The 17,765-nt window shown below is 42.3% G+C and carries 14 protein-coding genes; 7 read left to right on the top strand and 7 right to left on the bottom strand.

Annotated features, from left to right (window positions below; all coding sequences use genetic code 11):
* The first annotated feature begins 189 nt into the window (after positions 1-189).
* The 6 genes from KDN34_RS02520 (at position 190) to KDN34_RS02545 (ending at position 6,797) form a co-directional block, all read left to right on the top strand.
* Positions 190-2,952 (top strand): UvrD-helicase domain-containing protein, encoded by a 2,763-nt coding sequence (locus tag KDN34_RS02520; protein WP_212595373.1) that lies wholly within the window; start codon positions 190-192, stop codon positions 2,950-2,952.
* Positions 2,953-3,043: 91 nt separating this feature from the next.
* Positions 3,044-3,451: a LexA family protein gene (locus tag KDN34_RS02525; protein WP_212595374.1), complete on the top strand. Its 408-nt coding sequence runs from the start codon at positions 3,044-3,046 to the stop codon at positions 3,449-3,451.
* Positions 3,451-4,713: a Y-family DNA polymerase gene (locus tag KDN34_RS02530; protein WP_212595375.1), complete on the top strand. Its 1,263-nt coding sequence runs from the start codon at positions 3,451-3,453 to the stop codon at positions 4,711-4,713. Before KDN34_RS02525 ends, KDN34_RS02530 begins: the two co-directional genes overlap by 1 nt.
* Before the next feature lie 19 nt (positions 4,714-4,732).
* The gene (locus KDN34_RS02535; RefSeq protein ID WP_212595376.1) at positions 4,733-5,464 is read left to right on the top strand and encodes an endonuclease; all 732 of its coding nucleotides are present in this window, start codon (positions 4,733-4,735) and stop codon (positions 5,462-5,464) included.
* Positions 5,465-5,958: 494 nt separating this feature from the next.
* On the top strand, positions 5,959-6,258 hold the full coding sequence (locus KDN34_RS02540; protein WP_212595377.1) for a hypothetical protein: 300 nt from the start codon (positions 5,959-5,961) through the stop codon (positions 6,256-6,258).
* A gap of 266 nt (positions 6,259-6,524) precedes the next feature.
* Complete coding sequence (locus KDN34_RS02545) at positions 6,525-6,797, top strand: hypothetical protein (RefSeq protein WP_212595378.1); 273 nt, start codon at positions 6,525-6,527, stop codon at positions 6,795-6,797.
* An 854-nt stretch (positions 6,798-7,651) separates the two neighbouring features.
* On the opposite strand, the gene KDN34_RS02550 is transcribed toward KDN34_RS02545, so the two are convergent.
* From KDN34_RS02550 to KDN34_RS02570, 5 genes are all read right to left on the bottom strand, one after another.
* Entirely contained in the window at positions 7,652-8,944 is a 1,293-nt protein-coding gene (locus tag KDN34_RS02550) for an HNH endonuclease (RefSeq protein WP_212595379.1), read from the bottom strand.
* 68 nt (positions 8,945-9,012) lie between these two features.
* On the bottom strand, positions 9,013-9,960 hold the full coding sequence (locus tag KDN34_RS02555; protein ID WP_212595380.1) for a DNA cytosine methyltransferase: 948 nt from the start codon (positions 9,958-9,960) through the stop codon (positions 9,013-9,015).
* 1 nt (position 9,961) lies between these two features.
* Positions 9,962-10,915: a DNA cytosine methyltransferase gene (locus tag KDN34_RS02560; protein ID WP_212595381.1), complete on the bottom strand. Its 954-nt coding sequence runs from the start codon at positions 10,913-10,915 to the stop codon at positions 9,962-9,964.
* Positions 10,905-11,069, bottom strand: coding sequence for a ribbon-helix-helix domain-containing protein (locus tag KDN34_RS17500; protein WP_212595382.1), 165 nt, complete (start codon positions 11,067-11,069; stop codon positions 10,905-10,907). Before KDN34_RS17500 ends, KDN34_RS02560 begins: the two co-directional genes overlap by 11 nt.
* Before the next feature lie 594 nt (positions 11,070-11,663).
* Entirely contained in the window at positions 11,664-13,001 is a 1,338-nt protein-coding gene (locus KDN34_RS02570; RefSeq protein ID WP_212595383.1) for a DUF2628 domain-containing protein, read from the bottom strand.
* A gap of 165 nt (positions 13,002-13,166) precedes the next feature.
* Between KDN34_RS02570 and KDN34_RS02575 the strand changes: the two genes are divergently transcribed.
* Positions 13,167-13,394: a helix-turn-helix domain-containing protein gene (locus KDN34_RS02575; protein WP_212595384.1), complete on the top strand. Its 228-nt coding sequence runs from the start codon at positions 13,167-13,169 to the stop codon at positions 13,392-13,394.
* On the opposite strand, the gene KDN34_RS02580 is transcribed toward KDN34_RS02575, so the two are convergent.
* Positions 13,391-14,665: a tyrosine-type recombinase/integrase gene (locus KDN34_RS02580; protein ID WP_212595385.1), complete on the bottom strand. Its 1,275-nt coding sequence runs from the start codon at positions 14,663-14,665 to the stop codon at positions 13,391-13,393. The two genes, KDN34_RS02575 and KDN34_RS02580, sit on opposite strands and share 4 nt — an antisense overlap.
* A 425-nt stretch (positions 14,666-15,090) precedes the next feature.
* A complete protein-coding gene (locus KDN34_RS02585; RefSeq protein WP_212595386.1) occupies positions 15,091-17,505 on the bottom strand; it encodes a hypothetical protein in 2,415 nt (804 codons plus the stop codon).
* Between the last annotated feature and the right edge of the window lie 260 nt (positions 17,506-17,765).

Here is a 17,765-nt window from a genome sequence, read left to right on the forward strand (position 1 = left end):
TAAGTGCTCATCGGTATATATCGATGAGCCTTTAAAATTTTGTTATAAAATATATATATAGATAATTTATTACTGTTAGGTAATTATATTAAAAAATTAATATAATTGTTCTATTTTTTAAAATATTTAAATGATGTTTATTATTTAATAATTTGACTGTAATGTAAGATAATAAACAGGTATTTGTATATGAGTGATTCTAATGATTGTTTCAATATCTCTGTTATGTCTAATGATAGTTTAGATAAAACTAACATCATAGATTTTTATGCTAAAAGTAATATTTTCAGTATAGATAAGCATCGATTAGTTCAACCAGAGCATAATGGTGTTATAGCTAAGCTTACCAATCCTAAAGTCTTTAATTATACAACCAATATCACAAAGATTATCAGTGTGCTCCGAGATAAAGAAATCGTTGGCAACCAACAAAGCCTTATGCAGTCAGCAATCGATAATGTCAGTGAAGATACGGTAGATGTGGATTATATAAGATTTGGATTTAAGCTCTCTAAGTCAGACCAAGATAAGTTGCTTAGTAAAAATGGTGACCTATTTGGCATTCAAAATATTAAAACTAATCCGCGAAAAGAACGCCTCAGTGTAAGCGCTGTTAAAGTAGGCTCTATCAACTTCGGCTATAAAACCGATGGGAATAAGCCTTACTTTACACATAAGTTTATGATGTGCGTTGACAATGACAGTTACCGCTATATCAATGTCTATTTCGCAGATTTGTCTCACGCAAAAAATAAGGGGCGGAAACTGACCTATAACTGCTTAATCGAGTTTATTCCTACTCGTGTTAGTAACCAACAAGTATCCTTCATGATGTACCAATTTTATTCTCTATTAGGACCGCGTCGTTATGAGCAGCTTATTAGTAATGCCAAACTGTTAGAGTTGCATACTGGCTGTGTGATGTACGGTGTCTCTCAGCTTTTTGCTTTCCTGCTAACGGACAACAACAAAGTTAAAAAAGGTCAGTGTTATCCGAAAGAAGCCGAGTTAGCCGCCGAAACATCGTATGTCGGGAGGCGTTCTAGTGACCACCTGATTGGCTATGACAAACCCCTTAAAGAAACAAAGTTGTTCTTTGAAACGGCATTAAAAGGCTGGGGATCAACACTAGAGCGTGTGGCTAAAAAAGTGTCAAATGTTAAGCAGCTATTCACTCAGCAAGCTTGTGGCTATCGGTTAGAGTCTCGGCGCAGGTTTATTAAGAAACCGAAGAAGCTTGCCGATTTGTGTTCTGTGAAGTCCTCACTTCGGGATGTGAAGTTACTGAAGCCCTGTTATTTGCAGGAGTTGTCTGATAGAGAATTAAAAGCCCTCATTAAAGACAAGTCGATTGAGTCGTTATCAGCCATGTGTGATCAACTTTTCTTGAGAACCCAAGAGAAATCTCTTTATTTGTCTTTCGACACTGAGCGGCTAGATAGAGCGATCAAAAACCGTCTCAGCCTATTACTGGATGCTATTAGTGAGCCAGAGAAGGGGCTAGATGAACAGCGACCATTTAACTACCAAGCTGCTGTTAAAGTTGCTCGCAAAATCCTTAAGCGACTTGTTAAAGCAAGTCGTAAGAAGGGAGATCCAGTAGACAAGATTTCTAGCGCCAGAATGCGAGCCATATATGTAGAAGGGTGCCCAGGTTCAGGTAAAACTCGTCTGATCGTTGAGCGGGTACGCCATCTACTATCGCAAAACATAAAGCCTAATGAAATCTGTGTACTTGCCTTTACTAATGAGGCGGCAGCGGAATTCAGGCGGCGGTTGAAGAAAAACAAGCTCTACAATAAGCAAATGTTCATTGGTACTTTTAGCAGTTGGTGTAACCAGCTACTTAATGCATCTGAAAAGTATGAAGTTCTTGATCAGGATGGTGTTCTAAAGGCTTTGCAGTCTATTGTTGCTACAGATTGCAAGATCGCCAAAGCCTATCCGCCTGATGAGATAGCTCGTCGCTGTCTTGACGTTTTTAATTGCATGGCGAATTACGAAACACCAGATCTCAATCGTTGTATTAAGAAAGTTGCACCGGATTTAGTCGTTTATGAAAGCGATATTTTAGCGATCCATAGGGCTTACAAAGCATACAAGAAAGGTAAATATCGAGACTTCAATGATATGCTGGCGATGATCAGGGCATACAGTGAAAAAGATGAGTTTTGCCAACGGATTGTTGACCAGACTAAGTACCTGATCATTGATGAAATCCAAGATACGAACATTGTTCAGTGGAACATCATTAAAAATCTATATGGCAAAGGCATCCACTTGTTCTGCGTTGGCGACCCTGCACAGTCTATGTATGGCTTCCGTGGTGCCATGAGCGAATACCTCGATAAATTCACGAAGAAATTTGTTAATAGTAAGCGTTTCCAGTTGCTAGATAACTACCGTTCTACAGAGCCTTTAGTCGAGCTGACTAATCATATTCGGATCAGTATTAACCGTAACTACAGTATTTCGTTGCCAGTGAAAGGTTCAGATACAGATAACAGACCTCGGCTCAAAAGTTGTGATGAATTCAAGTATGCGATTGATTGGCTGGTTAAAGACCTTCTGAAACGCAATCAGCCTTTAAGCCAGTTCATCCTGTGCCGTTACAACTATCAGCGCAAGCGTGTAGAGAGTGCGCTAAGTAAGGCGAAAATCGTGCACGGAGATGGAAAAGCCGTTCAGGTGCACACGTACCATAAGGGGAAAGGTTTAGAAGCTGAGCATTGCTACGTGCTTGATCCGCAGTTTAGCAAATGCAAGCTGTCCAGCTACAAGGAAGAGTTATGCAATGCTTATGTGGCTCTGACACGCGCAAAAGACTCACTAACCATTCTGGTATGTAGCAGTGGTTCGTCGGTTTACGGACTGGATAAAAAACAGGGAAAGCGAGCGGGTAAGAGTATATTCCTAGACCTACCTGAAGAACTTGTAGAGTTAGTTGACTAGCCATATTCAGGGATCCCGAGATCTAGCCAGCTTGTTCAATGTATTCTAGATGCTAATATATACTGTATGTATAAACAGTATTGGTTGGCCAATGAAAGTTGTCCCTATCTATGCGAGCGCTGGGATTACAGGCTTTGAGAGTCCAGCAGCAGAGTACCACCAGTTACCATTGAGTCTTGACGAATTGCTCATTGAACATCCGTCAGCCACTTTTTTCTGTCAGGCGTCCGGTGATTCCATGCAAGGGGTGGGCATATTCGATGGTGACGTACTTATCGTTGATAGGCACATCACTATGATTAATGGTGATGTCATAGTTGCGAATATCAATGGTGAGTTCGTGTGTAAGTGTATTGATACGACGCGCAAATTGTTGTTGTCTGCTAACGAAGCATACCAACCTGTACCCGTCTCGGAATTTGATACCTTTTCCGTTGAAGGTGTGGTTATTCGCTCGATTCATAGTTTCAGAGCCAATCGGCTATTGAGAGACAGGTAATGTTTGCGCTTGTTGATGCCAACTCGTTTTATTGCTCTGCCGAACAGGTGTTTCGGCCCGATTGGCGTGGTAAACCGATAGTAGTGCTTTCAAACAACGATGGATGTGTTGTTGCCGCAAATCGACAAGCTAAAGCTGCTGGAGTAGAGAAGTTTAAGCCTTGGTTTCAGGTAAAGGCGCTTGCTGAGCAACATGGGGTTATTGCTTGCTCATCCAACTACGAACTCTATTCCGATTTATCTGACAAGATGATGCAAATTGTTGGTCAGTTTGCGCCAAGACAGCATATCTACAGCATAGACGAAACTTTTCTAGATTTGACTGGAATGCGCTTAGGTGAGGAAGCTTTGTTAGAACTGGGAGCTGTTATTCGGCGTACGGTTTGGCGGGAGGCTAGATTGCCTGTTGGTGTTGGTTTTGGTGACACTTTAACGCTAGCAAAAGCCGCTAACCATGCGGCAAAACGTATCGAGGGCTTTAATGGCGTTTGTGCAATTAATTCTGAATCTACGAGAAAGTCCATTCTATCGGAAATGCATGTTTCTGATGTTTGGGGGATTGGGCGGAAGTTAAGCAAACGTCTAGAGAGTATGGGGATTATGACCGCATTACAATTGTCAAAAATTCCTATCAAGTTAGCGCGTAAGCAGTTTAGTGTTGAAGTGGAACGCTTAGTCTTGGAGCTTAATGGAACGCCGACTAGAAATTGGGATGAAACAAGAGCGGACAAGCAACAGATATTTTCTACTCGGAGCACTGGCGAACGAATTGAAGAACTGGACTCGCTCAAGCAAGCCTTTGCTATGCATGTGAGTAAAGCCTGCCAAAAAGCAAGGCAGCAGCATAGTGTGGCTGGTGCAATCTTGGTGTTTGCTCATAACTCACCGTTTGATGATGGTTGTACAAGAGGGTTCAAACAGCTATTACGTTTCCCCCTAGCAACTAATGATAGCCTAGTGATTGGTCGGCAGGTTGCAATGGCTATTCCCAGGCTCTATGTTGACGGGGTACGTTATTACAAGATTGGTGTAGGTTTGGTTGACCTTAGACCACAAGAGCATGTGCAATATGATTTGTTCTCTCCACCTACCGAAGAACCAAGATTGATGTGCGTGCTGGATAAGCTTAACCAGCGTTATGGCAGTGACACCGTATTTGTTGCTGCGCAGGGTATTGACCCAAAATGGCATATGCGACGGGATATGCTAACACCGCAATACACTACGGATTGGCGACAGATACCCTTAATTCAGTGTCGATGATCATAAAAAGGAATGATGAATGAAATTGACTTGGCTAATCATCGGATTGTTCTGTACTGGTGCAATGGCAGCTGGCAACACCGAAATTGAATCATTCTCGGCAGCTAAAAAGCTTATGCAGAATAGCATCTACACCACCGACACTTTACGCAAAACGATATACTGTGGTGCCGCCTTTGACAGTAAAAAGCAGATTACTTTACCTGAAGGATTTCAGACAGCCGTCTATCTTAAGCGCAGATTTAAGTGGGAAGCTGAACACATCGTTCCAGCAGAGAACTTTGGCCGAACATTCTCTGAGTGGCGCGAAGGCAGCCCTGTTTGCGTCGATAGCAAGGGCAAGGCATTCAAGGGCCGAAAGTGCGCAGAGAAAGCGAATAAAGAATACCGTTTGATGCAGTCCGACTTATACAACCTTGCACCAGCCATTGGTTCTGTTAACGCAGCAAGACAGAACTATAACTTCACTATGCTACCCTCAGCCAAATCTAAATTTGGCAGCTGTGATATGCGGATTGAAGATAACAAAGTTCAGCCACCAGAAGAGGCCAGAGGGCGGATTGCCCGCACCTATTTGTACTTTGAAGCGGTGTATCCCCGTTACAGGATGAGTAAAGCCCAGCAGCAGCTGATGAATGCTTGGGATAAGCAATATCCTGTGACAAAGAACGAATGTGAGATAGCTCGCAAGGTAAAAGCTGTTCAGCACAATGATAATCCAGTGCTGGAGCAGAGGTGTTCAGCACTCTGATGCTACAGGCTAGGATTAGGTGATTTTTGTGCCAGTACGGTGAGATAAAAGTCAGTAACTCGAAAATGCCCCAAAACGTTTCTCAGCCCGTTATGTCCTATCTGTGTGGCTCGACCTAGTTGACCAAATTTTAGTAATGCTACAGAGTGGCTAGAGCAATGGTGGTCAGTTTTCATTGGACGCTATATGAATAGACTAAAATAACTATTGGCAATTCATTGTATCGGTTATGAATGTCAGCTTTGAAACTTCTAGCAATAAACTGAAGAGGGATTTTTATGGCTAAAAGTAGCGGAGGTGGTCGAGGGCCATCAAGTCATCCTGGTCCAGGCGGCAATTGGCCCAGTACATCAGGCAATCCATCAGGCAGTGGTCGAGGAAATGCTCCTTCAAAAGGTAAATAAATAAGTAAGTAGGCTTGGCTCTTTACATAGATTATCAGTGTAATGTGAGGAGCTAAGCCGTAAGGGAATAAATTATAAGGAATGGAAATTATGAAAAAATTACTTGTTGTTGCAATAGTATTTTGTGCAGTTCAAGTGCAAGCAGAAACTCTTAAAGGCGGGTATGGTGCCTGTCTCACTGAAGAACTATTCGATCAATTATCTCAGGCCGCAGTTAAAAAAGATGAACAAGGTTGGCAGTACTTGTTGAATAATGGTTGCATCATAACTAAATCGGGGATTCAAGTTTCTGTGTTGGATACAACCTGGACCGGTAAGGCAAAAGTAAGAGCATATGTTGGAGACCAAGCAGTTGTTTTGTGGACCAACGTTGAAAATATACAGCGCTGAGCGGAACTGGTATTGCCTGCGATATTAAGAACAATCGCCCATGCCTAAACGCATGGGCTGGACATGTCAGTCGCATTCTTTTAGTGAGGTTCTCTAAAATAAAAGCGCTCCTGCCCCATTCCGCTTCAGCAGCGTGACTTTAGGCTAACGTGATTGACCCAATTTTAATAATGATTCAGAGTGTATTCAGTAGTACTCAGACATTACTGCTTTGGTGGCCTAAGCGAACTTATGAACCTAGGCCTCTGGTATATAAGGATATAATCATGCAACCAATTATAAAAGTGCTTCCACTGTTACTGTTATTAACTGCCTGTGCGACTTCTACTCCCATTCAAGGACCTAATGGTACTCAGGCATTTTTAATATCTTGCGGTAGTGCTGTAATTGAGAAGTGTTATGAGGAAGCTGCCAAGGTTTGCCCAAGGGGATATGTCTTTTTAGACAAAAATGGCAATGAAAACGCTGTAATTATGCCCGTTGCGGGTTCATTTATGGCTGTTCGAGGCCGAAATAAAATGCTCATTGAATGCAAATAGGTGAGGAACTGGTTAAGGTCCAACACCCAATAAAACCCCAGACATTTGGAAGTATCAACCTAGCATTACTTAGTGATTTTGCCATACTGGAAGTAATTTATGAGTTTCTAATTTGGCAAAATCACTGACTCATTTATGTCCCAACTGGGCGGTTGAGTCACGGTTCAAGCACGCTTCTGTCCCCTTTATCTGCTATCCTTCATTAGCCAGCAGCATTACGTAGTGTAGTCATTGGCAATTGAGTGATTGGTTTGTCAAAGGATGACATTCATATGGATAGGGATATCGGAATCAAGACCTTCGTGATGGAAATCTACTGGCAACAGCGAGCGTACGCTATATACCAGTGCCGCAGTCGTTCAGGCTATTGCATCCCCAACTCAATCACTATCGAGTGTCTAGATGGGGGTGGGGAGTTCACGGGACTACGCTTCTCAGATATCAGTGATGCTATTTGCATAATCGAGCTCATGGGCAAGTTATAATTTACAGCCTAAGAAAGACGCTTCTACGCGAATGCTTTCAGACTAATCAATACTAAGCGATGTTCGCGTAAGAATATGACTATTTATGCACTTTTATATGCATAACAGATACTTTCACGCTGTTTGCAGTCAATTGCTACGAAAGCAGCTCAAATATGCGCATAAACACTAGATTTCTGCATTTTAATAACTCTTAAAATGCAGAAATAGTTACTTGTTCAAAACTCAGTTGTTATGTCGCTTAGATCTGGTTAAAGCATTGGTTGAGATAATGGTGATTCAGAGCTAGGAACCCGCTGTTGGATATGCTTTTTTAAGTTATAATTGGTCAGAAATACCCGACCAATTATAACCCTATGTATAATTAGCTCACATCATGTATTTATTTCTTAATCTAAGTGCTTCTAAGTTAACGTATTTAGGGATTTCAATTTTAGACGGGATATTCTTTGAGTAGTATGGGTCATTACTAAGATACTTTGAAAGTGTGATATTTCCATTTTCATAAATTCTAATGTGACCTTTGTCATATAAAATATGAAGATCTGCTCTCAATATTATGCCATTAGAAAAGTGATCAGTGCCATTATTCTTAACTGGGATGATGTGGCATGCTTGTAATGATTCAGGAGTTTTTACTCCGGATAACAAACAAACACCACCCCCTTCGAATATGACGTCTTTTCTGAATTTTGACTGACCCACTCTAGATAATATTTCAACTTGCCTTTTTTCTCTAGATGCATCTATAACTTTGGAAGAATTCTCTATGGAAATAATATCATCAATTAGACTATCTTGATCTTGAATCGATAACGTGTTTGAATGATATTCAGGAAGTGCGATTTTTAATAATGAATGAATACTATCTGCTTGTTCCTCATAAAGATAAAACTCTTGTGTAAAATTTTCTTTTTTCTTCCTATCATCAGTTGAATCTCTTACTCCGAGATAACCATAATTATGAAGGAAAAGTAAAAATTCTCTCGCAATTCTATGATCATTATCTTTATCTAATGCTTTCCATGATTTACTAAATTTTTCTGGATGCTTTCTGTAGGTTATGATTCCTGTAGAAATATCTTCTGGAACGAATTTGTTTCCAGACATTGGAATCAAAACATTAACTAATTCCTCTGTCGTTATATAACCGTGTTCTTTTTTATTACAATAAAGTAAGTATATTGTTTCTAATATTATTTCAAGAGGTTTTATTTTTAGAGTATGTTTTTCCCAATCACTATAGACAGACTGTTTGTCAATATCTTTGTTAGGGAATTCTACACTTTTTATTACATACGATGAAAACTCATCTCGTGTAATTTTACCAGATGCATAAGCGTTCCCGAATTCTGAAAGCTTGATTCCTCCTTTTGTTGATTTAAGTAGACCTGTTATTTTCCAGTATTGACCAGAATTTCTAAATATATTACGTTTTTTGGTTCTAACTAAATTGGGGATTCTAACGTGTGACAATTCATTTTGAATTTTCATTAGTCCTTCGTGAATTTCCGGATCACTAGGAGATTTTCCTTGGTTTTCATACAATACCTTCAAACATCCATAATATACTTCTGGAATATTGATGTTTTCAGTAGGGGTTAAAGCGCCCCATCTCCATTTATATGTTTCAAATGGCTTTTGTATATTTGTATAATCCATTATTATTCCAACTGTTAGCAAAAGAACAGTTGGAATAATACCATCTTCAAGATGTGGTTGGTAAGAGTTTACTTCTTAGTTGGGAGAGGCTGTATTTTTTCAGCTTGGTTTAGCATTACACCCAAAGCAAAGCCAAGTTTTGGAGGCACAGCATTCGCTATCTGCCGATAGCCTGAGGTTTTCGAACCTACAAAGAAAAAATCATCGGGAAAGGATTGTACTGCAGCTGTTTCTCTTACAGTCATTCTTCTAGTGTTATTTGGGTGATGTAAGACGACAACACCTCCTTTTTCATCTCCTCTACCTGTTACGGTGGGAGCTGGTTTATTAGGGTCAATTACTCTATGTCCTAAATGACCGTTAAATCTCAGCTTGTAACTTGAACAGACATGATTCATCACATTAAGTTCTTCACTAGGTTCTGGGTAATGTGCTAGTGCTTGTCCAACAGTTATCCAATGAGGAAGTTTATCACCATCTTTACTGTGAGTTGTAGGAGGTGGAAAGATCACGTTAGTTGTAATATCTTTACGGACTCCAAAAATTATTACCCTCATGCGGGTTTGTGGTACACCGTAATCTGCACAATTTACTAACTTATAATCTACTGTGTATCCTAGTTCCTCAAAATCAGATACAACTTTTCTTATTACTCCTCCTTTATCTAGAGAAAGTATTCCTTTTACATTTTCTGCAATAAAATATTTTGGTTTTTTATCTCTTATAACTCTAACCATTTCTAAATATAGTTTATTTCTAGGATCATTTGTTTTTCTCGTCATATTTGCAACAGAAAATCCTTGGCATGGGAAGCCTCCAACAACTACATCGCAATTAGGTATTTCATTAGATGGAATAAGAGAAATATCACGTAAAACTACATGTTCTCCAATGTTAAATTTGTATGTTTTAACTGCATCTTCATACAAATCATTTGCCCAAATTATATTGTGTCCAGCTAATTTTAGTCCCAAATCTAATCCACCAGCTCCAGAAAATAATGATACAATATTCAATTTATTCACCAATTTTATTTTTTAAAGCTAAGGCCAGTTGTTCAGCAAATTTCACGGGTACAGCATTTCCAACTTGACGATAACATGATGTTAGGCTTCCAAAAAATTCGAAACTCTTTGGAAATGTCTGAATTGTAGCTGATTCTCTCACTGACATTCTTCGATGATTTTTGGGATGTTGAATGGCGCATACTCCTCCTTTTCCGTTACCTCTAGCTAGTATTGTCGGTGAAGGCTTTTCTGGATCTGTTTTTCTGTGGCCTGTGAAGTTTCTGTTTGTAATTTTATACTTCGAGTAATCATGATTTAGTAACCCATGATCGGCATCGTCAGCATCTGGTATGTCTTCTAAGGCTTTACTTATTGATACCCAAGGAAGCAACTGTTCTTTTTTTGCTTTACTTGGGGATGTGTGAGTCGCTATAGGAAAGTCATAATCTATATTTAGATCTTTTCTTACACCTACAATAATTACCCTTTTTCTTGACTGTGGGACCCCATAATCTGCTACATTAAACAGTTTTTTCTTGACCGAGTATCCTGCTAGTGAAAAATCATTTTCTATTTTTTTAATTGCTTCTCCTTTTGCTAAACTCAATATTCCACTGACATTTTCAGCGAAAAATAATTTTGGCTTTTTATCTTTTACAACACGAAGAAATTCAAGGTACAGTTTATTCCTTTCGTCGTCAGCAAATCGAAGAAGATTTGCCTGAGAAAATCCTTGGCAAGGAAAACCACCAATAATTATATCGGCTTCAGGGATTTCATTTGAATCTATATCCTCAATAGAACCACAAACAATATGTGAACCGATATTGTGTGTATACGTATTGCAAGCATCTTTATCAAAGTCATTTGCCCAGACAATATCAAACCCCGCATTTTTAAATCCGAGGTCTAGTCCTCCAGCGCCTGAAAATAGTGATATTACTTTAGGTTTTTTAATTTTCATCTTGCTTATTACTATTCTTAAATAAATAAAACGTGATTGCTTGTCTTACTAACCAAGCAATCGACACATCATTCTTTTCAGAAAGTTGTACTAATTCCTTATGTTGCTCTAGGGATAAGGATATAGATATTCTTGAGTCACACTTTCTTTTCATGCGTTATTCCATATTTGAAATTATACTTTCGAGCTGCACATTTCAGCTACTCACTGAGCTCCATTACGCTCCAGTAACGTACACTTTTTTTTATAGATTTTCATCACCATTTTTCACCACTTATCACCAGAACTCGTCGAGATGAGTCAAATTTCACCATATTGTGATAGCTTTATTCTTACATCGTTGTCTTTTGGGCTGTATCGGGGGAAATATGTCAATGTAAAATTTTGATTTTTTAGTGAAGATAAGTATTGATTGAACAATTTATCTACTTGATAGGAATCTAAAAATTTTTGATTCTTTTTCAGCGGAGAAGACAATATTGCTATCTTGGTGGGTGAAAACCTCGGGGTCAGCTTCGGTTCCTTCATTTTCAGCAGTCATAATGACGTACCGCTCTTGTTCGTATTCTCTGTCCGCTGGTGATTTGTAGTCCACCCACAGTATCAAGTATTGGTCACCATCCTTGAACCAAAAGCTGGGACAAACGTCATTATGCCAGCTCCTATCATTGAGCATCGGGAACTGGCTTAGGTCAAGCCCAAGTTAAAGTGTTTTCAAAATTCTTGTTGGTAAAGTGCCATATGATGCTTACTTGGCTTGCTCTATGTCTCTAATAAACTCATTTGAAAGAATGTTTTTCGGGCTGAAGATTTCCGCGATAGACAAATAGAGTTCATCTTTGTATATGTCGTACAACACGCTGTCATGGGGTACGTAGGGTTGATAATGGTGGTCACCTAAGTCAATGTCCCACTGTGCATCATTGATGATGAAACTATCGTCATAGTTGACGGTAAAACTCATTTGTAAGATGGCTTGCTTGGTGAGGTCAACCATTTTAGTGTCGTCATTGTGTGTAACTAACCTATATACCTTACCTTCCTGTTGCTTGAAGGTGTTCAGTTTCATTTGGCAGTGATAGGTGACTGTCCGAGTGCCATTCTTAGCTTCGTGCGATTCCCATTTGATTGTGGCGCAAGGTGACCAATTATCAAAGGCTTGACCGATAGAGGTTTGTTCATACCCTTCCAAGTAACTGTCCTTGATGGTACTGGCGGTATCAGACTCATCAGATAAGTTGATGAGGAAGGCAAGCCCAAAAAAAGCGACTAACGCAAGTATATACACCGACAAAACGCCCCACCATTTATCCATCCACTTGGGCAGCCAAGGCCACAGCGTTTCTTTGAAGCGGTAGTAGCGGTAATAGTCGTAGTTGACCTGCATGGCGAATGTTACGGTGTTGATAGCAACTATCAATCTATCGATGAATGCAGAGTCAGAAAACAACGCCCAAATCATGCCAATCGCAATGTTGACAATGGCTAATGCTAAGGTCAGATACAGTCCCTTTTTGAACATGCCCTTAGCGAAGTAATACAACGGACCAAAGAGTGCTCCCAAGAAATTAAACCGTAGTTTTCTTCGTTCCATCAGAGACCGTTGCCGTAATGCGTCAGAGCGTATAGCTTGCCGATACCCGACTTTATCCACCCCAAGCTCATCAAAGCAGTTGAATATCATCTGCCACCCTTTACTTAGTGAAGAGTAGTCCTGATGGGCTGTACGGGGTTTTGAATTATCGGAAGGGAGGATGTGTGGCGTTTTCAATGACTGGTTTCGCGTTCCCGTTGCGGGCTTGGCCTGTTGAACACGCTCTGGCGCTGACGGTTTTGCTGCTGGCTTTGTTTCAGGCGGCGCGGCTTCTTTTAGATAGGTGATTATCCCCACTGACAACAGCTTGGCATGAATAGCGGAGGCTTCACTGGCATTCAGGTGCTTTTTAATGCACAGCTCTTTGCCTGAGAGCAGCAGGTAAGCTTTGTCCTCGGGGAGCTTGAGATATCGCGCTAAGGCAATCGCAAGCTTTTGTGGTTCCTTGCCTTCAATGACTTCACCTTTAAAGATGATGTTAAACGTACCCATTAACTTCCTTCCTAGAGTTTCAGGACGAGCGCAGTGGGGGCATCTACTGGGATACCCTTGAACTCGTCGATTAAATGAGGACTATACTCCGCAAAATGCGGATTATAATCCGTGGATAGTTCACAGGCAAATTCTCATAGTGACCCCTTGAATAACAGGAGTCCTATGAACAACTTGGCCGTGAAAGTGGGTCTGTCTGTGCGGCAGATGCGCATACAGAAAAAACTCTCTCAGGACGAGCTAGCCCTCAGAGCTGAGATTGACCGAAGTTATGTTGGTCGTATTGAGCGTGCAGAGGTGAATATCACTCTGGATATGCTGTACAAGATTGCCGAGGTACTCGGCTGTGAAGCGATTGAGCTATTGCCAACCCGAGATGAGTTGAATGACTAGATACACCCTAATTGCCGATAGCGTACCTGCCACTCTTTAAGCGTGTCAGCGAGATGCTGTTTGTGTTTATCACTCACCTTGGCTTTGGTGCGTTTTACCATCGCCTTCCCCAGGTCGACGCCAGAGAGTTCTTTACTGAACATCTTCGGAATAACATGGCTGTAGTGCTGCTCAATCATGGCGATACTGGTGCCACATTGCTTTGCCAACACCTCCATGTTCACACCAGCTAACAGCTGCCAAGTGATGTAAGTGTGGCGCAATGAGTAGAGCGTTCTCACACCATGCGCAGACTCTTTTAAACCCGCTTCGGAAAGTGCCTTATCAAACGCTTTGCTGAGTTCCTTGGTATCACTGCCATCGGCCAACCGAAACAGTTTGTCAGTTCGTTTGCGATTGGGGAACCGTTCTCTTAATGTCTGAATACTGGAAAAGATTTCATCACGACAAACCACTTCTCGAGTACCCGTGTGTTTAACGGTTTTCCCTTTTCTTACGGTGATATAGAAAATGATGTTGTGCTCATTGGTATCAATATGGATATCACCCCACGTTAAGCTTTCCATCTCCGTGCCGGGACGAATACCGGTATTGACCGCGAATTCCATATAGTCCATTAACAGTTCACGGATTTGTCGGGTTTTTTCTTTACGGCTGTTTTGTTCCAACTTCCACACCATATCAAAGGCTTTGTCGTATTCTTCTGGTGAGAAATGCGCTCGTCGTTGTGACTCAACACCTTTGGTTGATAGAGAAGGGACTTGGGCAGCCAGCATCCACTTACGTTCCACGGCTTCCTTGAACACTAACTGCATTGCAGCGTTATGGTTCAGTAGTGTCGACTTGGCAGGATTACGACCGAGTTGCTCTGCTCGCCATACGTCGAATGCTCGCAGTTTCTCAATATCAATTGAGGTGATGTAAGTCCGGTCAAAAAAGGGAATATGGTACTTACGTAACACCTGAATGTAGGTTGTGTACTTTTCGATATCCTTACCATTGTCGATTGCCGCTTGCATGGTACTGATAGCTTTCTCTGCCACATCCCGAAAACGCTTGGAGCCCACCAGTAGGTTACGGTCGGCCATGAACTCGAATTCCATCTGGAGTCGATAAGCCATGGCAATAGCCTTCTCTTTTTCCTTTTGTTTGGTGGCTTTGGCAACCCATTTGCCTGCGACCTTAATCCGGGCATACCAACGCTCACTATTGTCCTGTTTGTAGACATACAATTCGTCAGTGATATCATGTCTTTCGAGCTGTTTACTCATGGTCTGCGTCTGATGTGGTCATGCAAAGAATTTGCAAAGTGTTTATATGATGATGTAACTAGCTGAAAAATAATAGTGGTTTTAGACGCTACTTATTCAAAATCCCCCGCCCTTAAAAGCGTGACGGTTCGAGTCCGTCCTCTGGTACCATCTCATAGCGAGATAATAGGCCGACGATAAGTCGGTTTTTTTATGCCTGTTTCCAGCACTTATCCTCCCCTTACGCCACAATATTCAGGGTACAACTATACCCAGTAATGACTAATGGTTTTCTGGCCGATTTCAAACCTTGTAAAACGTTAGGGGAGAATTCGAACGAGATGTTTAGCTTTCTCCCGACGGCGAGACACCTAGTTAACGGTAGAATGATCTGCCATCACTAGGTGCCCATCAAAAAGACGAGATTTCAGCACTTAACTCTCTTTTCAATTCACAAGACTGAAACTGCCATTAGTGGTCACGCCATCCCAGCTGCCTGTTACATCCGTTGTGGTAATGCTATAACTGCCTGTGGCAGTACCGCCAGTGCCCTTACGGTTTGGTGTCGAAGTTTTCCAACGCGATTCTGCAATACCATCATTATCACTGGCCGCGCTAATCAGAGAGATGCTCTCAAGGCTAGAAATATGAGTGATATTGCTGGTGACAATGGCTCCTGCAACCGGCTCTCCATTTGCGTCATGCAGCACTGAGCGAATAATCACTTCATCGCCCACCGTTATTGTGCTGGATGCTATGTAACTAGTTGTTTGCGTTTTACCTTTTCCACTTTGTTGATAATAGCCGGTGGTAATATTCGTTACTCCGACGGTATCGTTGCTTACCGGCTGCGAGCCCCAGGTTGTCGATGCCATTAATTGTGGCTTCGCCATACCGGTATTGAGCCATGCTTCCAGCAGGTTATTGCCCTCTGTGCTAAGGAAAACATTTTCGTGATTATTGGCTAACTGCAGAAATTGGATGTACTCCCAGCTGGTGCCTTGATATAGCAAATCAATGGTGGCGTACACCGCGTCAGTTGGTGGGTTTAGTGTGAGTTGATCATAATGTTGATAAACACCACCTACGCCAGGATTGCCAAATTGGCTGGTCGGCACTGGCAGTGTATTGCGCCGCAATGCTTCGTCGTAACGCATACCATAAGGCGGAATGCGGTTATCCGCCGCCAAATAGTTGTTTAATGCAAAATGAAAGGTCTCAACAAGATCGCCAGCGTTGCCTGCCGCCAAATTGGCCAAGGTTGTCTCGACGTCACCAGTTAAGCGGTTGTAGTTCAGCGCTAAATTGCCGCTTAGTCCTAACGCCAGCAAACGCTCCGCCCATGCCTGGGTCATCGCATAATGTGCCGCGTAAATGCAGGTATTATTGCCGGCTAAATCCAAAATAGATTCTACTTCAACACTAGCGCCACCGGCCGGATTGGCCACGGTTACGCCAATGGGGCCGTATGCACCATCCTCACGTAGCAGATGATTAGACGCGTCGTACCATTTGATGTTGAGCCACATACGCCGACCTTCTGGATAACCGGAAATCAGTTTGTGACCAGTGAGATTGACGACCGTGATAGCGTTGCCACTTACGCTGATTGTCGCCGCCTGTTGTAGGTGAGTTTTCGCGCGTTCAGTTGCGAAATCCAGTGCCGTCAATTGTGCTGTTGTTAGTCCTCCGCCAAGCCTTAACTGAGCGTGGCTGTCTTGGTATTTAATGATGTCGGCGATCCAACTATTACCGCCGGTAAAATCATGTTGGGGTAAATCCCCGCGAACCGCGACGCCTTGCTTGTTAGCTCCGGTTCCTTCTACGGGTCTCATATGGCAGCTTTGGCAACTGAAATACCGCGCGGAACCATCCGCATAATTGCCACCAGTTCCAGCTAAAAGGGCCGATTGATAGCTCTGTTCGATGGCCCCCCCTTGATGTTGTAACTCGTCAGGCAGTGATAAGAAGTCAGCGATCAATGTCGTTGGGAACGCGCTGGCTTTGTATTCACTGTAGGTTCGCTCAACCACACCATAAGCATAAGGCGGATTGTTAAAAGCGGCTTTTTCTGTTACTGACCCACCCATGTTGGGTGTTCCGGTTCCATCTTGAGAGGATATTACCGATGGCGCGCCAGCCTGCGCACCATTAACAGGCGCAAGATCGCCGACTACGGGGTTAGAAACATCATGGCATGAACCACAAAAATCCACATCTCGGTGAAATGTTGACTGCATAAACTGATGGCGAGCATCCGCATCAGCATATGGCCCTAATTTGGCACTGCTAGTGCTCCAGAGTGATAACATGCCACTGCCATAATAGCCTTCGGTGGCACTTTGACAGGTGCCAGAGGGCGCTAGCAGATCATCACTGCAGTTAGCAATAAAGGGCGCAATCATTGTGCCTTGCAACACAGGATCGGAATTGTCGGTATTGGTCATCACATGGCAGGTGTCGCAATCAACGCCGTTGTCATCCATCTCAGGAATACCGGAACCATCGGTTGGTGTTGAGTGCCCGTCATACCACCCTTTGGCACTGTGGCAACGGATGCAAAAATCTCCGGCACCATCAAAATCCTGTTCGGCAATGGCTAAGGTGGCCCAGAAAATAGGATCGCGACTGGCGTTGGCCATGGCGCTACCGCGCCAGCCTGTAGCCGGTTCATTCTCTGGATTAGCAGTGTTATAGCCGGAATGGCAGTTGTCACACTTGTCTGGTGACTCAAAGTTTCCCGACTCATTTGGCTGAGTTCCCGGCATCTGGACTTCGGTGGGAACAACAACTGCTGCAACGCAGCAATAGGAGATTAGCAGACAAGCACTAAACGAGATAAATGCGAGTTTGTTGAACATAATCTTCGCCTCCATTTATTTTTCAGCTGTGGAAAGGCGACAGCTATTGTTCAAATTTTAATCAATTTAGCATGCGATATATTGACCCACCTCAAAGGAGGTCATGCTTGTTATAACATTGTGAACATTCAAAAGTGAGCATTAGACGCTTGGCGACTTAGGCGGGCGCCTGACGCAATTAAGCGGTTAGGATTCAATGGCACTTTGCCTAACATGTTAATCAGAGATTGAGCTAACGCTGTGCCGTGACTTGGTCAATG

This window comes from Shewanella yunxiaonensis, from assembly GCF_018223345.1.
Classification (GTDB): Bacteria; Pseudomonadota; Gammaproteobacteria; order Enterobacterales; family Shewanellaceae; genus Shewanella; species Shewanella yunxiaonensis.

Bases quoted from the DNA above. Each gene is read 5' to 3' on its own strand.
- KDN34_RS02520 (WP_212595373.1), top strand. From the start codon at position 190: ATGAGTGATTCTAATGATTGTTTCAATATCTCTGTTATGTCTAATGAT.
- KDN34_RS02525 (WP_212595374.1), top strand. From the start codon at position 3,044: ATGAAAGTTGTCCCTATCTATGCGAGCGCTGGGATTACAGGCTTTGAG.
- KDN34_RS02530 (WP_212595375.1), top strand. From the start codon at position 3,451: ATGTTTGCGCTTGTTGATGCCAACTCGTTTTATTGCTCTGCCGAACAG.
- KDN34_RS02535 (WP_212595376.1), top strand. From the start codon at position 4,733: ATGAAATTGACTTGGCTAATCATCGGATTGTTCTGTACTGGTGCAATG.
- KDN34_RS02540 (WP_212595377.1), top strand. From the start codon at position 5,959: ATGAAAAAATTACTTGTTGTTGCAATAGTATTTTGTGCAGTTCAAGTG.
- KDN34_RS02545 (WP_212595378.1), top strand. From the start codon at position 6,525: ATGCAACCAATTATAAAAGTGCTTCCACTGTTACTGTTATTAACTGCC.
- KDN34_RS02550 (WP_212595379.1), bottom strand. From the start codon at position 8,944: ATGGATTATACAAATATACAAAAGCCATTTGAAACATATAAATGGAGA.
- KDN34_RS02560 (WP_212595381.1), bottom strand. From the start codon at position 10,915: ATGAAAATTAAAAAACCTAAAGTAATATCACTATTTTCAGGCGCTGGA.
- KDN34_RS17500 (WP_212595382.1), bottom strand. From the start codon at position 11,069: ATGAAAAGAAAGTGTGACTCAAGAATATCTATATCCTTATCCCTAGAG.
- KDN34_RS02570 (WP_212595383.1), bottom strand. From the start codon at position 13,001: ATGGGTACGTTTAACATCATCTTTAAAGGTGAAGTCATTGAAGGCAAG.
- KDN34_RS02575 (WP_212595384.1), top strand. From the start codon at position 13,167: ATGAACAACTTGGCCGTGAAAGTGGGTCTGTCTGTGCGGCAGATGCGC.
- KDN34_RS02580 (WP_212595385.1), bottom strand. From the start codon at position 14,665: ATGAGTAAACAGCTCGAAAGACATGATATCACTGACGAATTGTATGTC.
- KDN34_RS02585 (WP_212595386.1), bottom strand. From the start codon at position 17,505: ATGTTCAACAAACTCGCATTTATCTCGTTTAGTGCTTGTCTGCTAATC.